We start from the raw sequence: 21,373 nt of genomic DNA on the forward strand, positions 1-21,373 counted from the left end.
TGGATAATTTCACTCAAGGTGACTCTGCTGAAATCCTCTTGCCCTGCATCTGTCACGCCAAAGGGAGAGGAAGGGAAACTCCGTTCTTTTTTATGCTTATTTTGTTTGACTGTAACGGCAGCCAAAGCCTGATTCACTTCGGCGGTTTGTTCCTTATCCCATCTTTCGATCCATTGTTTTTGCGCTCAATGAACAACCTCCTTATTCCAGAATCGCATGTATGCTCTTAGAAATGATCTTTAATTGAGACGGTTTTATAGTATCATAGATGAAGCAATAGATTCCAAGATTTGTATGGGGTCAAATCCATGAAGGGGCGGCGAATAGAGGTTTAAGTCATGATCATGGAAAGTGTAAGGGTGGATGAGGGACAATACGGAATGATATAAAGGAGTATAGTGGAACATGGATCAGACACTGGATACACTTTTGAACGAAATGAAACAGGAGATCGACAAATGGATGGACTATATCAGCGATAAAAACGCGGACAAAATCGTGAAGCGTACTCCGCTGCAGATCGGGATTCACGACTATGCGCTGCTTGAATATGACAAGGGCAGGGTGAGCATGACGGATCATGAGCTGGACTTATCGATGCCGGTAGACAAGGGCATGCCTGGTGAGCCGTTGACTGAAGAACATGTGCGAGAGCACATTGTTCCTGAGCTATCCTCTTATATGCAGGATAAATTGGACGAGGTTCCGAGCTCGTTCATCGATTATCAGTTTACGTTTAACGGCAAGTTTCGAGTACGGGAAGGCGACCTGAACCTTTGTATTCTTACATACGTAGATGAGACAAAGAAGAAGCAATTACAGGAACGAATCTCAATCTATATTGCCAATAAGCTAGAAGCGGGAACCTATCCGACGAAACCGTTGGAGACGTTTTTCCTGTCTAGGCACATCCTGGACGAGGGACTGTTTCCTGACGCGGATCCCGCATGGATCATTGCCGTTTTTGAGCGGGTTCAGCAATTGAACAAAGGGAACCAACATCTCGCAGAGCATCGTTCTTTTCTAATCACGGCTTTGCGGAATTGGGCCGAGCAGCGTTGGCTTCCGCGTTATTTCGATAATATCGGGACGCAATGGCAACTGGAATACAAGAAAAAAATCGACATTCATTTGGAAAATACCGAGCAGGGTCCAATCGAACTGCTGATCTATGCCGCCATCCTAATTCTGAAATACGAGCCCTCCTATAGCAGAAGCACAGGATTGGCCATGTTGGATTGTGCCAAGGAACTGGGGAGCGTACGGGCCAAACGATTGGCCAAGGAAGGAAGCGGGACTTTCGTGAAGGAAGACATCTCCTTGCGTGATGAGATGGTGGAATGTACGGCAAACGATGTGTTTGCCGAGGTCTCCATAGCCATTAAACAGGAAACAGGGGAGAGTTACGCTCGCGCGCTCCGGTTTTTGACACGCCTCTTTAACCTGGGATTCCCGAAAAGCTATCAAATCAAACTGAAATCCTCGGTCAAACAGTGGCTGCCGATCAAAGGATTGGCCAAGTCGGGAACGCATCGGTTCTTCGCCAACGCCGTGGAATACCCGGATTTGTATCCTTACTTGGAGGAGTATGCCAAAGCAGCGATGGAGCCGTTTGAATGGTATGCGGATACGGAAGGGGAAAACAATTGCATGCCGGGAAGTTACGCTGTCTTTGGCCTCGGATTGAAGGATCAAACGTATTTCCCGTTGGTCGAAGAATACATGGGCAAAGTCGATGACGAACATCAATCCGTTCAAAACCACTTCACGGTATCTTTTACTGAGCGGCATGGTGTTAGCGTGGAAACCGTTCCAACCTTGGTAAAGTGCATGCTGCACTGCACCGATTCGATGAAACTGAAGGTCCAATCGGACATGGAACACGGTCTAAACGTCAGGCTGCTGCTCGATCAAGTTCGCGACCTCCCGTATTACCGGGTGGAGCATATCGTATATTTGATCTGGGGCGGAACCGACAAGCTGAAGAAGATAGCCGCCAAAGCCGAAGGGGAGAGGGCACAGTGGCTCTCCGAGTTGGCGGAGGCCGCTCGTCGGAAGTAATCGTGTCCACTAGCGTAGCATGCGTTGTAAAAACATAGACATGAGTATGGCTGGCAGCTTAGAGCGGCAAGTCATCCATTTCATTTCAGCCGATTTTTTTAATATCAACAGGCTGCCTACATTAAATAAGTCAAAGATTAGCTGCTGAATGGCAGCTTTTTTTATCTTAATCCTACTGGTCTTGGCAAAAAAGATGGAATCGGTGCCGTTTATATAGTAGCTAAAGAGAGAGGCGATGATATAAAATACGGACAAGAAGGCATGGAAGCATAGAGCCATCCGATAAGTTGAAAGCGTTGTCTTTACGAATCTGCGGAACTTATGAATACAGGGGAGGGGAGGGAGCCATTCGGTGAAAGTGCTGATTGCCGACGACGACGTTTACACAAGGGAGGGCCTCGTTGAGGCGATCGAATGGAGGCGGCTGGGCATACAAGAAATTCTTCAGGCAGTCGTTGCGGTCGGCCAAGTTCACCCATCTTGAAGATATTTCGTTGATGATCATGATTAACGAGCAGATCAACGAGGTTTTCTCAAAAGTGCCGAAGCTATGCAGGTGTGGGAACAGCTATCGTCATTTGAGCGGATTATTGATTATACCCGAATATTGCAGACCAATTCCGAGATGAGTGGCATTATTTCCTCATATTGAAAACATGAGGACAGAGGATACGCTTCATGCTGGAATTTGCCTCATATTGAAAACATGAGGACAGAGGATTCGCTTCGTGCTTGAATTGCCTCATATTGTAAACATAAGGACAGAGGATTCGCTTCGTGCTTGAATTGCCTCATATTGTAAACATGAGAACAGAGGGTTCGCTTCGTGCTGGAATTTGCCTCATATTGGGATCATGAAGGCAGAAGCTCCGCTTCGTGCTTGAATTGCCCCATATTGTAAACATGAGGACAGAGGGTTCGCTATTTCGCCGAAATGAGCTCGTTATGGTGATCTTGCGGACACAGGATCCGTTATTGCACCATAATCGCGAATGATTCCACGCTAAATCCTGCAATAGCGGATCTCTTGTCCGCATATTACTGTGAAATAGGTAAAACAAAGAAATAGCGGAACCAGGGTCCTCTAACATCGGCAAATCCATGGAGTTAAACAAAGCTGGATCGATGGCGGTGGTCTCAATATATCCGGGAGAATGGCAGGCCATCGTCGAGCATTTGCATTCGGAAGGCGCGAAACGGGCCGATGCGAATGGTGAGAGCCCGCTGGCGGCATTCCGTTTCGATACGGGGGCGATAACGGAGGAGCTTGCAGCCATGGAGGCAGTCAGATCGCATTACATCGTACCGCTGTCCGTCGGCATGTCCGAAGACATCGAAGCGGATTTGGCGCTTGCGAGGCGGCGGATGAACGAAGCTGGATTTCCGAGCTTCATGGAGGAGCTGCAGAATCAGCTGGATGCATTGGCTGGGATGAAATGATAGTGGATCATCATGAAACAATCAAGTGATCCGACAAGGAAGCGAGGAGGTCTCTCAGATGACGAATTCCAATAGTAACCTTAATGCTGAACGCATTGAACGCATCCCTTCAACCCTTACCGATGACGGTGCCTGGTGCTGGTTTGCCGATCCGAGGGCGATGCGATATGTCAATGCCGCGACAGGCAGCGTCAAGACGTATATCGGATATATCGATGTTGCGGGTAACATCCAGGCGGTTCAATATGATCATATAACCCAAGAACGCAAGCAGGTACAGGTGCGAACGGGTTTTCAGCAGGATGACCATAACAATCCAACGTTTTTGGCACTGCCTGACGGCCGGGTGATGATTTTTTATTCCGAGCACTCGACAACCCCGTATTTCTATTATCGCGTAACCACCCGTCCTGACGATCTTGAGACGTTAGGGCCCGAAAAAATCATCGATACCACGGGATATGGGAATACCACCTATCCTTCTCCCTTCGTGATGACGGATCAGCCCGGTTATTTCTATCTGCTGTGGCGGGGCATGAATTGGCACCCGACTGTCGCTAGGTACACGCTGCCGGATCCAGATGGCGACGTCTCATGCGACATGGAGCCGAAGCAGATCGTGGATTCCAGGAGCCATGAACAAGAAACCGGAAAAAGGCCGTATGCCAAGTACGAAACGAACGGAAAAGACAAAATTATGATGACGTATACCTATACGCATCCGGACAATATGATTCCGAATTCGTTATACTATTCGTATTTGGACGTGAATACCCTGAGGCTGCACGGCGCTGATGGACATCAGCTCGCAGATCTGAACCGTGGGCCTCTAAAGCTGGATAACAAAGAAACGGATCCGGCCCATTTGGTGGATCGCCAGCCGGGCATACGCAACTGGAACTGGGATATTGCCGTGGATAAAGAGGGATACCCGGTGATTTTGTTTGTTAGGATCCATGAGGAGAAGAATCGCCACCACTATTGTTACGCCAAGTGGTCAGGCACCGAGTGGCGAATTACTCCCTTAGCGGATGGCGGACGTTGGTTCCACCAAAATGATCAAAGAGAACATTGCTATTCCGGAGGCATGACATTGGATCATAACGACCCTTCCACCGTGTATATGTCATTCCCTGTACAGGGTAAACACGGTGAGGTCTTCGAAATTCATCATTGCGTCATCGCGGATGACGGGACGATCGCTACAATAAATCAAGTCACCGAAAACTCGAGCCAAAACAACGTTCGACCTTTTGTCGTTCGCAATGCAGCCCTGGGCGAAGCGTATGATTTGATATGGATGCACGGGGATTACTACTATTGGGATCATACGCAAGGGCGATTAGGTTATACGACAGGGCTGCGAACCTTATGTGATATCGTTGTGAGTGAAGACGAAGCGAGGACCGATCCTTCGGCATAAGTATTTGCGGCTATACCGAAGAGCATTTTGGGAGTCGACCGTTTCCCGTTAAGGAGAAACGGTCGATTTTATATTAGAGGTAGGGATTTTTGTTTAAAAGAAGCTGCTTCCCGATGAACGCAGTGCAGATTATGGCTAAATCAGACAAGCGCATAAGGATCGCGACATGTGCATGCGATAGGAGGCTTAACGCGAGAAATACCAGATCGGTATGGTCGACACAAGGGAGCGAGCGATTGCCGGATACGACGCGAATCGAAGGGTGACAGGCGTTCATTTCCGGAATTTGCGTATCAACGGTGAGCCTATCATGAACGCCGAAGCGGGCCATTTTCAATGCAACGAGTTTCAAAGGAATGTGACGTTTGATTAAACGCAATTTGCATGAATGTTCATGCAAATCGAATAGCGGCATAATCGCACCTTATTAATAGACCGGATCGTTTCCATTCACGGAAATCATTCGGTTTTTTTATGCAAAGACTTGATTTTCAGAAATCAAAGGTATATCATTGACCCATCAAACATTGATGGATCAATGAATTGAAGGAGGTCTCTAACATTTCTACATGTCATACAGAAGACCTGCTGTACTTGCTAATGCATCTGAATAAGCATATTGCGACTCGGTTTGAACGATGTGCTGGAGTTAGTCCTAATCGGCTGGAACTCCTCTGCAAACTAACGGGTGGCGAAATTAGCCAGTCGGATCTGCAGAAGGCAGTGTCTATTGATCCAGCTGCGGTGACCCGTCATGTTCAGCAGTTGGAAGCGGAAGGCATACTTCTGCGCACCAGATGTGAGAATGACAACCGGATAACGTTAGTTCAACTAACCGAAGCGGGCAAAAGTAAAGTAGCAGCGTTTAAGGCGGAGAAAGATCAATTTATGGAGAAGCTGCAGGCAGATCTCACTGAATCCGAACGACTTGTGTTAGTTCAAGCTCTCCAGAAGCTGAACAGCCAGATTCAACAGATGAAAGAACCAGGTAAGACCAATTAACTTATAGAGATTAAAGGAGAGAATATCATGACTGTAACTTCCCTTAACAATAATTATAAAGAAATTATTACATCCCGTCGCTCTGTGCGGGTATACGACCCATCGGTCAAAATCAGCCGTGAGGAAATGACTGAAATTTTGGAAGAAGCGACTTTGGCACCGTCATCCGTTAATCTTCAGCCTTGGAGATTTCTTGTCGTTGATAGCCCAGAAGGAAAAGCAACGCTTGAAGAGCTTGCACCAGGCAACAAAACACAAGTTTCAACTTCTTCCGCAGTCATTGCTGTATTTGGGGATATGAACGCATTCGACAATGCAGATGAAATTATGGGTACTGCTGTGGAACGCGGTTATCTGCCACAAGAGATTAAAGATCAGATGATGGCAAACTATACCGATCTGTTCGGACGTATTCCGGCACAGGCTTTCCGTGAAATGATCCTGATCGATAGCGGCTTGGTTTCCATGCAGCTTATGCTTGCTGCTCGTGCCCGTGGATATGACACCAACCCAATTGGTGGATACGACAAATCCCGAATTGCAGAAGCATTTGGTATGGAGAAAGAACGTTACGTGCCGGTAATGCTCATCTCTGTAGGTAAAGCTGCCAAAGAAGCGCGTTTGACGACTCGTCTTCCTATTGATCGCATTGCAGAGTGGAAGTGAGGTCATAGCGATGATTATTATTCATGCAGAAATGAAAGTAAACAGTGAACTAGAGGCAGAATTTCTGGAATCCGTAACAGAACTTATTGAGGCTTCCCTTGCAGAACAAGGAAACGAATCTTATAAGCTGCTCAAAGATACGGAGCAGGATCATACGTATCTCATGGTTGAACAGTGGAAAGACCAGGAAGCTCTGGGGCTCCACAATGCAAGTAGCCATTTTCAGGGGTTTGTAGCCAAAGCTCCAAAATACCTGACAGCTCCGCTAAATGTGCAAGCATATGCAGGCCAACGGATCAACAAATAATGAACGGACTACTGATCGTATTAAAAAGCCAATTCATGTAGTCATACCCTGTTAAAAAGTAGACTGAACTAAAAAGACAGCTTTAAGCAGCAACCGTTTCTCGGGATTTCACCGGGGAACGGTTGTTTAATTTTTCTGAATTGGCGATATGAATTCCCTTGGGGGTAATACCCGCCATAGGCGGTTTTTTTTATGGGTTGAGGGAAATTAGAAGTCATAACCAACCGCTTTTTTCACATAAAATGTACAAGCTTTGGATTTGTGGGCGGGAGTGAATGCGATTGAATGTGAATTTATTGATCAGCTACATTATTCTGGGATTAACTTTGGCCGCTCCCATCGGGCCCGTGAACTCGGCCAGGCTTGATAAAGGCATCAAGAACGGCTTTTGGCATGCCTGGGTAGTCGGAGCCGGATCCATGCTGGCAGATGCAGCTTTTATGTTGTTCATTTATTTAGGTCTCGTTCAATTTCTCAATATTCCGATCGTTCAGATCTTTTTGTGGCTCTTTGGCGGATTCGTTCTGATTTACAGCGGGGTTGAAAGCATTATGAAAGTGAATAAATTGAAAATCAGTTCGGCAGCGAGAAAAAAGGATTCGTTGTTCAGCTGTTTTTTGCTCGGATTTTTCATGTCCATTACGAGTCCGTTATCGATTTTGTTTTGGCTGGGGATCTATGGCTCCATCCTGGCGAAGACCGCCTCCACGTTCGGGACGAGCCATTTGCTGTTGTATAGCAGCATGATCTTTTTGGGCTTGACCCTATGGGATCTATGCGTTGCCGGTTTAACGACGGGACTTCGTCGCTTCCTGAATGAGAATATGCTGACTGTCATATCGGTCATATCGGGTATATCACTGATCGGTTTCGGCGTGTACTTTGGTATTCAGGGCATTCTTGCTGTAACAGGATAACCGAGTGGTTATCTGCCCAATTATGTTCAATATACATTGGACAAAGCGACAGTATTGGAAGGTAAACATAAACTGTTCTCAGTCAAATAGGCAGAAGTTTACATTTCAATATGTTGTGAAGGGGAGAAGTCTACTTGCTGAGATCTATCGTGATTCCTGAGCGTTACCAATCCAGGCTAAACAGGTTGGAAACGGCCGTCGCCATACAAAAAACCAAATCGTATTTTAAGACCGGGCTTGAGAAGGCACTCCGCTTAATCGAAGTCTCCTCACCCGTTATGGTAAAGGAAGGCACAGGCATTAACGACAATTTGAACGGTACGGAACGGACCGTATCTTTTGATGTGATGGATATGAAGGAAGGCAGAGTCGAAATTGTGCAATCCCTTGCGAAGTGGAAACGGTCGGCCCTTGCCCAATACGGCTTTAAGAGCGGAGAAGGTTTATACACCGATATGAAAGCGGTCAGACGGGATGAAAACATGGATAATCTGCATTCGATCTACGTCGATCAATGGGATTGGGAAAAAGTGATATGCGACGACATGCGTACCCTCGGCACCTTAGAACACGAAGTTGTAAGGATATATGATGTGATCAGGTCCACGGAAAAGCACCTCTATGAACTCCATCCCTGCCTGGAGCCGATCCTCCCGGAGCGAATTCTATTCATTACGACGCAGGAGCTGGAAGATCGTTTTCCTGGTTTAACGCCGAAGGAAAGGGAGAATGAAATTGCCAGGATGCATGGTGCCGTATTTATTATGCAAATTGGCGGAAGGATGAAGTCCGGCCAGGTGCATGACGGCCGCTCGCCGGATTATGATGACTGGACCTTAAACGGCGATATTGTTTTGTGGTATCCGGTATTGAATTGCGCGGTGGAAATATCATCCATGGGAATCCGGGTTGATGCTCGATCGCTGTGTCAACAACTCCAAGCAAGCAGCAATATGGAACGTTTGCGTCTTGACTTTCACCAAGCCATCGTAAGAGGAGTGCTGCCGCCAACCATCGGGGGAGGTATCGGACAATCGAGGCTGTGCATGTTCCTTCTGAGAAAAGCCCACATCGGCGAAGTGCAGGTTTCCGTATGGAATGAGAAAACACTAAAAGAATGCGAAGAGGGGAACATCCCGCTCCTATAAGTAGCAATAAAGAAAGGGTATCTTCCTAAGAAGATATCCTTTCTTTATTTATTGCTGATGGTGTTGGTCTGCATCTTATTCCATATCTTAACCATGATCAGCGTCACGATAGCCACTAGCGCAGCCAAGATTAAACTGACGAAAAAACCGGGCCGAATGCTCTTCTCCATGATGGTTCCGGTTACGGCACCCAGCAGGAGAATGATGCCGATTCCACCCAGAATTATATCCCACATTCTGACTTTTAGAATTTTGTAAGCCGAAATGATAATGAACGACCAATTATACATCTGCAGGATGCCGGCCGCGGTTGTTATATATTCGTATATTTTTCCGGGCAATAGGAGTGCCGTGACGATTGAAGCGGACAGTCCGACCGCAGCAAGCACCAGAGAAGGGAGTGGCAGCTTCCGGAACTTTTCCAGTTTCTTCGTAAAGATAATCGGTGCATCGCCGTCCTTGGCCATCGTCACAAGCAAATTCACCACGGCAAACAAGGAGGCGCTCATCGTCGAGAATCCGGCCATAATGATCGCTCCATTGAATACATGGGGAAAGAAAGTCAGCGGATAGCTGGATAGAGCTGTTACGAATGGGCTTTCTTTCTCGCTCAAGAGTTTGTAGGAAACAATGAAGACAGCAAGCCCGATGGATATCATGTAAATCACGGTCAGTCCAATGAGCATGACTTTTCCCGACTTGGGAGCATCCTTCTTGTTTTTGAGCTGCATGGACATCAAACCGATAGTTTCGACACCCCCATAGGCATAGAAAGCATATAAGAGCGAGGACCAGAATGCGGGAAATCCGCCGGGGAACACTTGTCCAATCGAGTCGGGAAAACCCGGTCTGCCATCGCTCCCCCCGCGAATCCAGCCCATAAGCGCAGCAGTAGAAAGAAGGATGAACATGAGAATCGCCGCGGTTTTGATGACGGCCAATACATTTTCCACCTTATCGAAGCCTTTTGTACCAAGCAGAACGACGGCAATCGATAATACGGCATAGATGGCTGCAAATATCCATAGCGGAATATCAGGGAACCAGAACTTGGTCAGGATGGACAGAGCCGTCAGCTGACTGCCCATGATTAGAATTTTCGTGCTCCAGTAATTCCATGCGCTTCCGAAACGTGCCCACCGCCCAAACGCTTTTCCCGCATAATAACAAAAGGATCCCTCTTGAGGATCCGCCGTCGTCATTTTGGCCAAAAAATGAAAGACGATATAGGTTCCTATGGCAGCGATAAGGAATGATAAAACCATGGAAGGTCCCGTCAGTTTAATACCTATGCCGGAACCTAGGAAATACCCCGTACCAATCGTACAACCGATGCCAAGCAGTGAAAGCTGCCACCACTTTAAGCTGCCTTTATTGCTCTTTTGATCCGACGATGTGGAATCGTTCGGTTCTGCACACCCAGGTGAATCCATAGCACATGCCTCCTCTATGGTTAAAATGTTCATGTGTCGTACGGAGTATGTATCTGGGTGATGCATTGAGCAGATTAACCATTATTGGAATAATTAAATTGTAAGTCCCCATAATAGCTATAGGATCAATGGGGAGTGACTGACAATGTTAAGTCGATTACTGATAAAAGCGCTGAAACGAAGCAGCCCAAAGAACAGAACAAAAAAAACAACAGCTTCACCACATCAGATACCCCCTTCTCTTCAAGACACCATGCAAATCATGAGTCAGAGAATGGGGAATAGTTCTGATTTTATGGTCAGAAAGGTGCCGGGCCGTGACGGTATACCGGAAATTGCGCTGTGCTATATAGAGGGACTCGTTGATCCGGATCAGCTTAACAGCATCATGGATGCATGGTTGACCGCTACAGTGGATGTCACTGAAACCACAGGTATGGATTCGTTACTGAAAAAAGTATTGCCAGCAGGACAAGTCAGTCAGTTACAAACCGTTAATGCCTTAATTCCTGCCGTGTTAGAAGGTAAAGCCGTTATTCTAATCGATGGTTCGCAAGTCGCTTACTCAGCTTCGATCGCGGGTCTGGAAAAGCGATCGATTGTTGAGCCGAGTTCCCAGACGGTGATCCGAGGTCCTAAGGATGGGTTTACCGAAGATATTTCGACCAATCTATCGCTCATCCGAAGAAGGCTTCGAACGCCGGATTTACGGGTTCAAACCATGGTGATCGGCAAATATACCAATACCAAAGTGACGACAGCTTATATTGATGGTATTGCGGATCCGAATGTGGTATCGGAGATTATGTCACGGCTACATTCCATTGAAACGGATAGCATTCTGGAAAGCGGATATATCGAAGAATTTATTCAAGACGCTTCAGTGACACCTTTTCCAACGATGATTAACACAGAACGACCTGATGCAGTGGCTGGAAGCTTGCTGGAAGGTCAAGTTGCTATTTTGATTGATGGTTCACCTTTTGTACTGATAGCCCCTGTTACTTTTTTTAAGTTCCTCCATTCCAGTGAAGACTACTATCAACGATATGATTTGAGCACATTTTTGCGGGCCATTCGTTTTGTTTCATTTGTGGTATCCTTGCTGCTCCCCTCCCTGTATATTGCCTTCTCGACGTTTAATCAGGAAATGATTCCGACTCCACTTCTGATTAGTTTGGCAGCACAAAGGGAAGGCACTCCGCTTCCGGCGCTGATTGAAGCCTTCATGATGGAATTAACGTTTGAGATCATTCGCGAAGCGGGGGTTCGGATGCCAAGGGTCATCGGACCGGCCATATCGATTGTGGGGGCGCTCGTTTTGGGACAGGCTGCAGTACAGGCGGGACTTGTGTCCGGTGCGATGGTGATCGTAGTTTCCTTTACAGCTATTGCGAATTTCGCGATCCCAGCCTTTAGCATGGCTGCAGCTATTCGCTTAATTCGTTTTGCCTTGATGCTGCTGGCAGGGACGCTTGGATTGTTCGGTATATTGGCAGGCATCGTGCCTATTTATGTTCATTTGGTTTCCCTGACTTCGTTCGGCGTTCCGTATCTATCGCCTTTTACACCGTTCCGCTTCTCTGAAATGAAGGATCTGATTGTCCGTCTGCCATGGCCATTGCTTAAGACCAGACCTAAGGAGATCAGTCAACGAAACCTTGTTAGACAGAAAGAGAAACAACGTTTTAAGGCTACAACAGAGGATCGGATTAAGTGACTTCAAGTAACAAGAGGTGAAATATGCGCACTTTCGCTCATTTAACACTTTTACTGGTCATGACATTTTCAATGACTGGCTGCTGGAATCAAACCGAGTTAAACGAGATCGGTCTCATCTCAGCCATCGGCATAGACCGGTCAGGGGATGAGTGGATCGTTTCTTATCAGTTAATTAACCCGTCTGCGATTTCATCCGGTGCTGGTGGTGCTGGCAAAGCTGGCGGTTCGAACTCTCCGATCCATGTATTTTCCTCAACAGGTCCAACGCTTCGGGAAGCGATTGATGTCAGTTATACGGAATCAGCCAGGCGTCTATATTTTCCGCATACGGATATCCTTGTGCTTGGTCAGCAGACAGCGGAAAGGGGGATCAGCGAAATCATTGATTTCTATTGGAGAAACACCTATATGCGTGAGACGGTTAATGTGCTGGTAACGAATGGGCAGGCTAGCGAGCTGATAAAGCAACTTGTACCGACAGAACGCTTACCAGGCGCAGCCATCGCCAATATTTTGGAGAAAACGGATGAATTTAACGGGAATTACCCATCCACTAAAATGTATCAGCTAGCTTTTAGTTTGGATTCGGAGTCGCAAGCAGCCGGTGTTCCCCAGATTGAATTAGTGGGTGGGCCGGAGGCTAAAGTGGAGTCCGTTGATCAACTACATAAAACCTCAACCCGCGGGAAGCTCAGAATTACGGGATTATCCGTATTTGAAAAAGACCGGAGGATCGGAACGTTAACACGGAATGAAAGCTTCGGAATATCCTGGTTAACCGATAAAGTGAGCATTAGTACGTTATCCATTCCTTGTCCAGAATCCAATACAGAAAGAGAACAAATATCATTTCAATCGGCGTCTGCAAAAACCAAAGTGACACCTCACAGAACGGCTAACGGTTATCAGATGCGGGTTTCCGTTAAAGTCAAAGGTACAATATCGGAGTCTCATTGTCGCAGCAACTTATCCAGCTTACCTACACTGCATGCGGCACAGAAGGAAATCGAGAAAGTCATCAGGGATTACATGGAACAGGGATGGGAAGCCGCCAAAAGACTTAAAGTCGATTTGCCGCATTTTGCTGATAAGATCCATCGCAGATATCCGAAGGATTGGCAGAAGGTGAAGGACCGTTGGGAAGAAGAGGAGATGCAATCCATCCAACTAGTGCTAGAGGTAGATGCAACGATCAGCCAAACCGGCATGTCACTGTCGTCTTTTCGATAGACGGGAGCTCTTAGTAAGCCTTAGCACTTTCGATGGTAAGGGCACAGAAAGGGACAGCTGCTTATGAAACAGTCCATTCGAGTTACCGAATTAGTGTGTTATCTGGCTCTTTTTGAGGTTGGAAGCACAACCTTGTTTTTCTTGGGAGCTGAAGCCAAGAGGGATGCTTGGTTAGCTATGGCCCTAGCCGCCTGCGTTGGACTGCTCCTGCTCAGTATGTATCTGATGATCCATCGGACAGATCCCGAACTCGATTTGTATGATTTGTGTAAACGATATTTCGGTAAATTTATCGGTTATGTAGCAAGCTTTGCCTTTGCCGCTTATTTTACTTATGAAGCCTCCCGTAATCTAAGGGATTTAGGCGAACTTACGGTGTTGACGTTGTTAAACCGAACGCCGCTTGCATTTATCATGCTGGTCGCCATTATCGTTATAGCAAGTACGGTGATGTATGGTCCGCGTGTTGTCTTTTTGGTCAACGCTGGCCTGCTGCCCATCGTTGTTTTGAGTTATATCATTATATATTCTCTGCTGATTTCGACAGGACTTATTAAAACGGAGATGATGCTGCCGGTTCTAGAGCATGGTTTCAAACCAGTACTCTTTGCGGCCATACCGGAGCTGGTGTCATTTCCGTTCGGACAAACGCTCCTGTTCCTTGTGTTTTTTCCTTTGGTTAAAAAGAAGGGTAAGCTGCGGAAAGGCGTGATGATCACATATATCATTACGGTGATATGTTTAGTGATGATCAATCAAGTCAATATTTTGGTCTTAGGGCCGACACTGGCAGCCAGTAGTACGCTTCCGCTGCTGCAAGTGGTGCAGCTCATCGAAATTGCAGATGTCTTTGAGCGTATCGATGTTTTATTCGTTCTTGTCCTATTTCTAGGGTTGGGTGCGAAAATGACGGCATTTTATATGGGAGCTGTAGTCGGACTCAAGAAACTTACGGGAATACCCTATAAGATATGTACCGTTTTATTAGGTGTTTGCTTATATATGCTTTCTTTTCTGTCCCCTAATTACCCACATCATTTATGGCTTGGGATCAAGGTCGTCGTTACTTATGTAACACCCATCTTCCAAGTAGCGCTGCCGTTGATGCTGCTCTTTACGATATGGATCCGACAAAAGATGGCAAAACATCATCAATGAAAATACCCTGAATACTTTTGGCTTGTTTAATTAACAATAAACCTGAACTGCAAAAAGAAGCCGTCTGCAGCTACCACCCCGTTAAATCATTACTTGATTGAAATCTAGGCAAACCATATTAGGAGGTACGAGAATGCAATTCGAACAACAAAATCACCAAAACATGGAAACCGGTATGATTCCACAACAATTGAACCATGGCGGCCATGAAATGTTTGATGTCCACGAAGTATTGGCAGGGGCCATCAACACCATGAACACGTATACCATGCTGAGCGGGCATGTACAGGATCCGGAGCTACGGGATATCTTGCAGCGCCAGAAACAATTTATGGCAGATGAATATAACATCACGTTAGAGTGTTTTAAATCCGGACAAGATCCGTCAAAGCCTACGCAGAGCTATAAAATGAAGCAGGGTAATGACTTTATTTACGGCATGAAACCAGGCCAACCGAAAAAACCGATGCAATCCACGGCCGAGATCAACGATGAAACGATTGCACTCAGCATGTTAAATGCAGTGAAATCGGGTGCTACGATGAAAACCAATGCTGCCATGGAATCTACGAATCCGGTAGTGCGCCGCGTGCTAGCCGATTCCTTGCCTAACTGCATTGAAATGGCATATGAGATTTCGCTATATCAAAATAAGCATGGCTACTACCAAGTGCCGCAGCTGCCTCAGCAAGATATGCAGTATATGCAAAATAGTTACGCCAGCGCACCGATGCAGCAGCAAATGCCTGGCAAAATGGCCCCTCACTAATAATCAAAGCGCCACGTCCTTAGGGACATGGCGCTTTTTTATTTTTCTCAAAGATGGAGCCATACATAGCCTCGGCGGCTGGATTGATATTGAGAATGATTATCATTCTAATTATAATAGGATAAAACAATAGCTACAGTCTGAAGGGGTGGCCGTCAGCATGGAAGAAACACATTATTCGCTGTTGGGAGTACGCTATATGAAGCTTGGTCATACCGAAGAGGCTGCCGGCGGATTCATGAAGACGCATACCATGTTAATGGTAAGTAAAGGTTCCGGTGATTTGTATTTGAATGGCGTGAGGCACCGAGTGAAAGCGAGATCGATCTGTTATTGTCCACCGGGAACGATGGCGGACATTCGCCGGACGCCAATCTCCTCGGTTCCGCTCGAGGTCTATGAATTACAATACGACGTATGGGAGTTCGAGGAGCGGACAACAAGCCGTGTCGTCTACGGCAAGCGAATCTCCGCACTGATGGACGTCGGTAAGCTTCCGGTTGCCGCTACTCCGGAAGCTCTTGCTCTGGTCCAAGAACTATACCAATACAAGCAAGTTCCCGGCGTCAGCGGAAGAGTTGCTGCAAACCTTCGTATAGACGCGATATTCAAACAACTGTTGAGTACGGTGCTGCAGTCAACGGAGGATGAGGAGCGGGAAGAGGATTGGCTGGAGCGGATGAGACTTGCGGTGGATTATATGGAGAAGCATTTTGCCGAGTCGATTACGCGTAAGCACATGGCGAAGCGGGTAGGACTTACTCCGGAACATTTCTCCGTATCGTTCAAAAGAGCAACGGGATCTGGTTTTGCTGAGTATCTGACGCGGATCCGCCTTGAGAAAGCCAGAGAGGAATTGCTCAGCGGCGACGATCGCAACCTTGACCGCATCGCGCGGGAAGTCGGTTATCAAGATGGCTTGTATTTAAGCCGGAAGTTCAAGCAGCATTTCGGTCACTCTCCGCGCGATTATATCCAGCGTCCGAAACGCATTGTGGCCCTGCAATACCTGGGCCATTTGCTGGTGCTTGGACTTACGCCCGCGGCAGCTTCGACCAATCTGCTGCGGGCTCGCCCCTATAGCGGAAAACTGGGGAATGTTGCGGATATAGGAGACGCACGGTCGCTCCAGGCGATCTCATCATTGCAACCCGATCTGATCATCACGTCCGAACCGAACAACGAGCCCTTATCCCAGCTTGCTCCAACCATTTCACTTCCTTGGGGGCGGGAAGACACCTTCGACGAACTGCTTCGATTAGGCAGAGCACTCAATCGCGAACTTGAAGCGAAGAACTGGATTGATGGCTTTCGAGCGAAGGAGGAACAAGCTGCCGTTCAAGTAGCCGAAAGGATCGGTTCACGTGCTACGGCAGCCGTATTCGAGTTTTGGGCAGATCGGCTATGGGCAGTTAATATCGCGTATGGCAGAGGCCTGCGCATTTTATACCAGACGTTCTCGTTTCGGCCACCGGAGCCGCTTGAAGAACACGTGTTAGGTGACGGAATCGGCTTGGAGCTAACGCCGGACATGCTGGCAGCGTATGCCGCAGATTATATGTTCGTAACCATCTGGGAGGCTGGTGGCGGTGCAGCTTATGCAGAACGTGTCATGAACGGCAAAGAATGGAGGAGTCTGCCTGCCGTTCGGAACGGGAACGTGTTTTTTCTCGATCTGGAGTTGTTTAAATATAATGATCCGCTTGCTTTGGAGCAGCAATTGTCCATTCTCACGAAACTTCTAACAAATGTCCATAGAACCGCATACGGAACGCAATAGACGCATTCCATCCTTGTCGGTATGATAATAATGATAATCATTATCAATAAGATGGAGGGTTCAAAGATGTGGTTGCTTAGAGGATTGATGTTGTCTCTGATCGGAAGTATGGTCATTGTGCTGGGAGCCTGCGGAGACACGCAGCAGCAAAGCGAAATTGTCGAAAACAATGGCGCCCCGCAAACAGGGGCAACACGTAAATATGAAACGGTCATGGGGGAGATCGAGATTCCGAAGGATCCGAAGCGCATTGTCGCGACGCAATATCTCGGCCATCTGCTGACCTTGGGAGTTAAACCAATCGGCGCCGGAACGGCCAGCCTGAATCAATATTTTTTGCAGGACCTGACCGGTGGCATCGAGGATATCGGCGACGATCAGGCGGCGCTTGAGAAAATCGTTTCTCTTGACCCGGATCTCATCATTAGACCGTCGGATAAAAACTATGAGCAATTCGCCAAAATCGCTCCTACGATCGTTATTCCCTGGGGAGCAAAGGATCTGTATGCGGAGCTGCGGGATTTCGGAGAATTCCTCGGGAAATCGGAGGAAGCGGAGGAAGCGATTCGTCATTATGAGGAGAAGCTTGCAGAGGCCAAAGCGAAGCTGAACGGAGTCGTGAAGGAAGGAGAAACGGTTGGCGTCTATGAGATTTGGGCGAAAAACTTCTGGGTTGTGGGAGAGAGCTTTGGGCGCGGTACCCGCAACCTCTATTCGGGCCTTGGTTATCAGCCGCCAGAAGCCGTGAAGGAGCAGATCGTAAACGGAGGAGCCGGTCTGGACATTTCCCTGGAATCGCTGCCGGAGATGGCCGCAGATTATATGTTCGTGACGGTCTACGATGCGGACGGAGGCGGGGATCGTGCCCAGGAAATTTTGGAGAGCGCCATCTGGAAGTCACTTCCGGCTTACAAAAACAATCGTATCTACACATTGGATATCAATCAATTTTCGGCAGGCGATCTCATCTCGCTTGAGAAGCAATTGGAGATCCAGACGAATCTGCTCCTGGGCAGCGGGAAGTAGCTAGATGATAAAGTGTCGGAGGACAAGAACAGCATCAGAAGAAGTCGCGAATCTTGCGGCTTTTTTTGTGATGAAGTGGTTAGCACATGTCTAATCCCGGTGAAGAACAACACGAGTAACGGTAAAAATGGACTTCATCCCCCGTATGAAACGAAGTTAATGCTATGTTTATTGGGCGTTTAGGTTTTGTGGAGGATCTTCTCACTTTGTTAACAAGTTTAAATGGTTTATAATGATTAGATAATAGTAGATATTTTAATCTATCAATATTTATAATAGACTATAATATGGTGATAATTGACACAGAAAAGGTGTGTTTTCAGGGGACGCCTTGCTTTTTAATGACAATTTTAGCAGGGACGCCTACCCTTTTTTCAAATATATGGGATAAGGAAGGTTTATAATGAGCAACATGGAGAAAAAAACAGATGTAATCTTAATTGGTGCCGGAGTTATGAGCGCGACATTGGGAGCCCTACTGAAAGAGTTAGTGCCTGAATGGGAGATCAAAGTGTTTGAGAAACTCGCAAGCGCGGGGGAAGAAAGCTCCAACGAATGGAATAATGCGGGGACCGGCCATTCCGCACTGTGCGAGCTTAACTATACATCCGAAAAACCAGACGGATCTATAGACATTAGCAAAGCGATCAATATTAACGAACAGTTTCAGGTTTCAAGACAGTTCTGGTCTTATCTGGTAAGCAGCAATCTGATTCGCAATCCGCAGGACTTTATCATGCCTATTCCTCATATGAGTTTAGTGCAAGGCGAAAAAGACGTGGCTTTTTTGAAAAAACGTTTTGAAGCGCTGTCAAACAATCCGCTCTTTCAAGGGATGGAATATTCCGAGGATCCGGATCAGCTGAAGGAATGGATTCCGCTTATTATGGAAGGGCGTACATCAAATGAGCCGTTAGCGGCAACCAAAATTGACTCCGGGACGGACATTAACTTTGGCGCTTTAACGCGCATGCTGTTTGAGCACTTGAAAAGCAAAGACGTCGAGATCAACTACAGACATAGCGTCAAGGATATTAAACGTACACAAGATGGTTCGTGGAAAGTGAAAGTGCATGATATCGAGCACGGTAAAACCGACTATCATACGGCCAAGTTCATCTTTATCGGCGGCGGGGGCGGAAGTCTGCATTTGTTGCAAAAAACCGGTATACCCGAGTCAAAGCATATTGGAGGATTCCCTGTAAGCGGACTATTCATGGTATGTAAGAACCCGGAAGTAGTAGCGCAGCATCATGCCAAAGTATACGGAAAAGCCAAGGTTGGCGCTCCTCCAATGTCCGTTCCGCACTTGGACACAAGATATATTGACAATCAAAAAGCATTGCTCTTTGGTCCGTTTGCCGGCTTTTCGCCTAAGTTCTTAAAAACGGGGTCGAATTTTGATTTGATAAGCTCCGTCAAACCGAATAATCTTTTCACCATGCTGGCTGCCGGGGTAAAAGAGATGGCATTGACCAGATACTTGATCCAGCAAGTGGTGTTATCGAATGAAAAGCGCATGGAAGAATTACGCGAGTTTATTCCGAACGCCAAAAGCGAGGATTGGGAAATCGTTGTAGCGGGCCAACGCGTACAAGTGATTAAGGATACTCCTAACGGTAAAGGAACGCTTCAATTTGGTACGGAAGTGGTCAGTGCTGCGGATGGATCGGTCGCTGCCTTGCTCGGTGCTTCCCCTGGCGCTTCGACGGCCGTTCACGTTATGCTAGAGGTATTAGAGAAATGCTTCCCGCAACAGATGAAAGAGTGGGAGCCGAAAATAAAAGAAATGATTCCTTCTTACGGCATGTCACTTGCGAAGAATCCGGCTCTTTTTGAAGAAATTCAAGATTCAACTTCGGAAACGTTAGGTTTAAGCTTGAAAACACTGGTTCATAGTTAATACTAGACTGGTAGAAAAGAGCAATTAAAAAGACACATGGGGCGCTTTTACTGAATAACGCACTACTAAGGATCATTCCATATACCTTTCGGCCAAATGGCCGAAGATCGAAGCGGTTCAATATTGAACCGCTTTTTTATGTTATTTAACAGCCAGGACATCACTGATAACAATAATTCGGATAATATTGAAAGTTTGCAGGATATTATGAAAGGGCCAAGCCTCTTATAATGAAGTGAAGAAATTGATAACACTTACATAACGATCATAGGAGGCTTATCCATGAAAATTACCCGGCATCCGGAAAATCCGATCGTAGTGCCTGGACTCTACGACTGGAGAAAGGTGACGGTATTCAATCCGGCCGTCATTATCGATAACGGAAAATTTTATATGATTGAACGGACGGCGGGATCCCTGACTCCCTGCAAAAACTACTTGGGTCTCCTGGAGAGCTCGGACGGCGTGCATTTCACCCATGTGCTGGACGAGCCCGTCGTAACACCGGACCAGCTGGGATTTCCTTACGGCAGCATCCAGGACCCGCGAATCGTCAAAATCGACGATACCTTTTATTTGAACTATGCATTGCGTCCGTGCGCCATGAACTATTACCCGACGGGAGCCGGCATCCCTGAACGCTCGATTCCCGAATATCCGGACGGCTGGGGCGAAGAGGAAGGCCATTGGCTGACGCGCTCCGGGATATTGACCTCCAAGGATCTCATTCACTGGGAATACCTTTGTGATACGACGCCGCTAGATATTAATGATCGCGACAATATTCTGTTCCCGGAGAAAATCAACGGCAAGTATGTGCTGCTTCGCAGACCGGAAGAATATGTAGGGGAGGAGTACGGTACCGAAAAAGCAGCGATGTGGATCAGCTACTCCGATGATTTGGTGCATTGGGATGAGCCCAAGCTGCTGGCAAAAGCCGAAAACAACGACTGGGAGTACAAAAAAATCGGTGGCTCGACGCCTCCGATACGAACGGACAAGGGCTGGCTGGTCCTTTACCACGGCGTAGACCAAGATACGGTGTATCGCGTTGGGGCCTTGCTGCTGGATCTGGAAAATCCGGAAAAAATCATCGCCAGAACCCGCCGGTTCATTATGGAGCCGGAGACGTATTATGAGAAGTTCGGCTATCAGATTCCGAACGTCGTTTTTCCGACAGGCAATGTAGTCAAGGACGGGCTTCTCTATATTTATTATGGTGTGACGGATACGGCGATCGCGCTCGCAACGGTTCCTTTGGATGAGTTGGTAGATTATATTTTGAACGAACCGCAATAACGCAGGGTGAGGGCGTGGCAGAGTTAAAATTGGTTTCTCCGCCACGCTTTCTATAGAACCTAACATGTAAGCGATACCATTAATTTGGA

Annotated in this window: 19 protein-coding genes; 18 read left to right on the forward strand and 1 reads right to left on the reverse strand. The window is 47.1% G+C overall.

From position 1 onward, the window contains the following. The first annotated feature begins 405 nt into the window (after window positions 1–405). From OHJ21_RS06480 to asnA, 10 genes are all read left to right on the forward strand, one after another. On the forward strand, window positions 406–2,061 hold the full coding sequence (locus OHJ21_RS06480) for a DUF6138 family protein (RefSeq protein ID WP_486019579.1): 1,656 nt from the start codon (window positions 406–408) through the stop codon (window positions 2,059–2,061). 352 nt (window positions 2,062–2,413) lie between these two features. Then, complete coding sequence (locus tag OHJ21_RS06485; RefSeq protein ID WP_486019580.1) at window positions 2,414–2,545, forward strand: hypothetical protein; 132 nt, start codon at window positions 2,414–2,416, stop codon at window positions 2,543–2,545. A gap of 617 nt (window positions 2,546–3,162) precedes the next feature. Next, window positions 3,163–3,501, forward strand: coding sequence for a DUF3502 domain-containing protein (locus OHJ21_RS06490; protein ID WP_486019581.1), 339 nt, complete (start codon window positions 3,163–3,165; stop codon window positions 3,499–3,501). A 58-nt stretch (window positions 3,502–3,559) separates the two neighbouring features. Further along, window positions 3,560–4,924: a BNR repeat-containing protein gene (locus OHJ21_RS06495; RefSeq protein WP_486019582.1), complete on the forward strand. Its 1,365-nt coding sequence runs from the start codon at window positions 3,560–3,562 to the stop codon at window positions 4,922–4,924. Between the two features lie 211 nt (window positions 4,925–5,135). Continuing rightward, window positions 5,136–5,297 (forward strand): hypothetical protein, encoded by a 162-nt coding sequence (locus OHJ21_RS06500; RefSeq protein WP_486019583.1) that lies wholly within the window; start codon window positions 5,136–5,138, stop codon window positions 5,295–5,297. Window positions 5,298–5,524: 227 nt separating this feature from the next. Next, window positions 5,525–5,926 (forward strand): MarR family winged helix-turn-helix transcriptional regulator, encoded by a 402-nt coding sequence (locus OHJ21_RS06505; RefSeq protein WP_243390655.1) that lies wholly within the window; start codon window positions 5,525–5,527, stop codon window positions 5,924–5,926. A 27-nt stretch (window positions 5,927–5,953) separates the two neighbouring features. Then, window positions 5,954–6,592, forward strand: a complete 639-nt coding sequence (locus OHJ21_RS06510) for a nitroreductase family protein (protein ID WP_100536885.1) — start codon at window positions 5,954–5,956, stop codon at window positions 6,590–6,592. Window positions 6,593–6,602: 10 nt separating this feature from the next. Next, window positions 6,603–6,899 (forward strand): putative quinol monooxygenase, encoded by a 297-nt coding sequence (locus OHJ21_RS06515; RefSeq protein ID WP_486019584.1) that lies wholly within the window; start codon window positions 6,603–6,605, stop codon window positions 6,897–6,899. A 281-nt stretch (window positions 6,900–7,180) separates the two neighbouring features. Then, complete coding sequence (locus OHJ21_RS06520) at window positions 7,181–7,816, forward strand: LysE family transporter (RefSeq protein WP_100536887.1); 636 nt, start codon at window positions 7,181–7,183, stop codon at window positions 7,814–7,816. A 152-nt stretch (window positions 7,817–7,968) separates the two neighbouring features. Continuing rightward, on the forward strand, window positions 7,969–8,964 hold the full coding sequence (asnA, locus tag OHJ21_RS06525; RefSeq protein ID WP_486021002.1) for an aspartate--ammonia ligase: 996 nt from the start codon (window positions 7,969–7,971) through the stop codon (window positions 8,962–8,964). A 44-nt stretch (window positions 8,965–9,008) separates the two neighbouring features. On the opposite strand, the gene OHJ21_RS06530 is transcribed toward asnA, so the two are convergent. Further along, on the reverse strand, window positions 9,009–10,397 hold the full coding sequence (locus tag OHJ21_RS06530; RefSeq protein WP_486019585.1) for an amino acid permease: 1,389 nt from the start codon (window positions 10,395–10,397) through the stop codon (window positions 9,009–9,011). Between the two features lie 145 nt (window positions 10,398–10,542). On the opposite strand from OHJ21_RS06530, the gene OHJ21_RS06535 reads away from it, so the two are divergent. From OHJ21_RS06535 to OHJ21_RS06570, 8 genes are all read left to right on the forward strand, one after another. Next, window positions 10,543–12,117, forward strand: coding sequence for a spore germination protein (locus tag OHJ21_RS06535; RefSeq protein WP_486019586.1), 1,575 nt, complete (start codon window positions 10,543–10,545; stop codon window positions 12,115–12,117). Window positions 12,118–12,140: 23 nt separating this feature from the next. Further along, complete coding sequence (locus tag OHJ21_RS06540) at window positions 12,141–13,349, forward strand: Ger(x)C family spore germination protein (protein WP_486019587.1); 1,209 nt, start codon at window positions 12,141–12,143, stop codon at window positions 13,347–13,349. A 63-nt stretch (window positions 13,350–13,412) separates the two neighbouring features. Beyond that, a complete protein-coding gene (locus tag OHJ21_RS06545; protein ID WP_486019588.1) occupies window positions 13,413–14,507 on the forward strand; it encodes a GerAB/ArcD/ProY family transporter in 1,095 nt (364 codons plus the stop codon). A 133-nt stretch (window positions 14,508–14,640) separates the two neighbouring features. Next, window positions 14,641–15,276: a spore coat protein gene (locus tag OHJ21_RS06550; protein WP_486019589.1), complete on the forward strand. Its 636-nt coding sequence runs from the start codon at window positions 14,641–14,643 to the stop codon at window positions 15,274–15,276. 160 nt (window positions 15,277–15,436) lie between these two features. After that, window positions 15,437–17,056, forward strand: a complete 1,620-nt coding sequence (locus OHJ21_RS06555; protein ID WP_486019590.1) for a helix-turn-helix domain-containing protein — start codon at window positions 15,437–15,439, stop codon at window positions 17,054–17,056. A 66-nt stretch (window positions 17,057–17,122) separates the two neighbouring features. Beyond that, entirely contained in the window at window positions 17,123–18,082 is a 960-nt protein-coding gene (locus OHJ21_RS06560; protein ID WP_486019591.1) for an ABC transporter substrate-binding protein, read from the forward strand. 403 nt (window positions 18,083–18,485) lie between these two features. Further along, window positions 18,486–19,985 (forward strand): malate:quinone oxidoreductase, encoded by a 1,500-nt coding sequence (locus OHJ21_RS06565; RefSeq protein WP_486019592.1) that lies wholly within the window; start codon window positions 18,486–18,488, stop codon window positions 19,983–19,985. Window positions 19,986–20,267: 282 nt separating this feature from the next. Then, entirely contained in the window at window positions 20,268–21,284 is a 1,017-nt protein-coding gene (locus tag OHJ21_RS06570) for a glycoside hydrolase family 130 protein (protein ID WP_486019593.1), read from the forward strand. The last annotated feature ends 89 nt before the right edge of the window (window positions 21,285–21,373 follow it).

The sequence above is a fragment of the Virgibacillus sp. LDC1 genome (genome assembly GCF_025792345.1).
In the GTDB taxonomy this organism is placed as follows: domain Bacteria; phylum Bacillota; class Bacilli; order Paenibacillales; family Paenibacillaceae; genus Paenibacillus_AQ; species Paenibacillus_AQ lautus.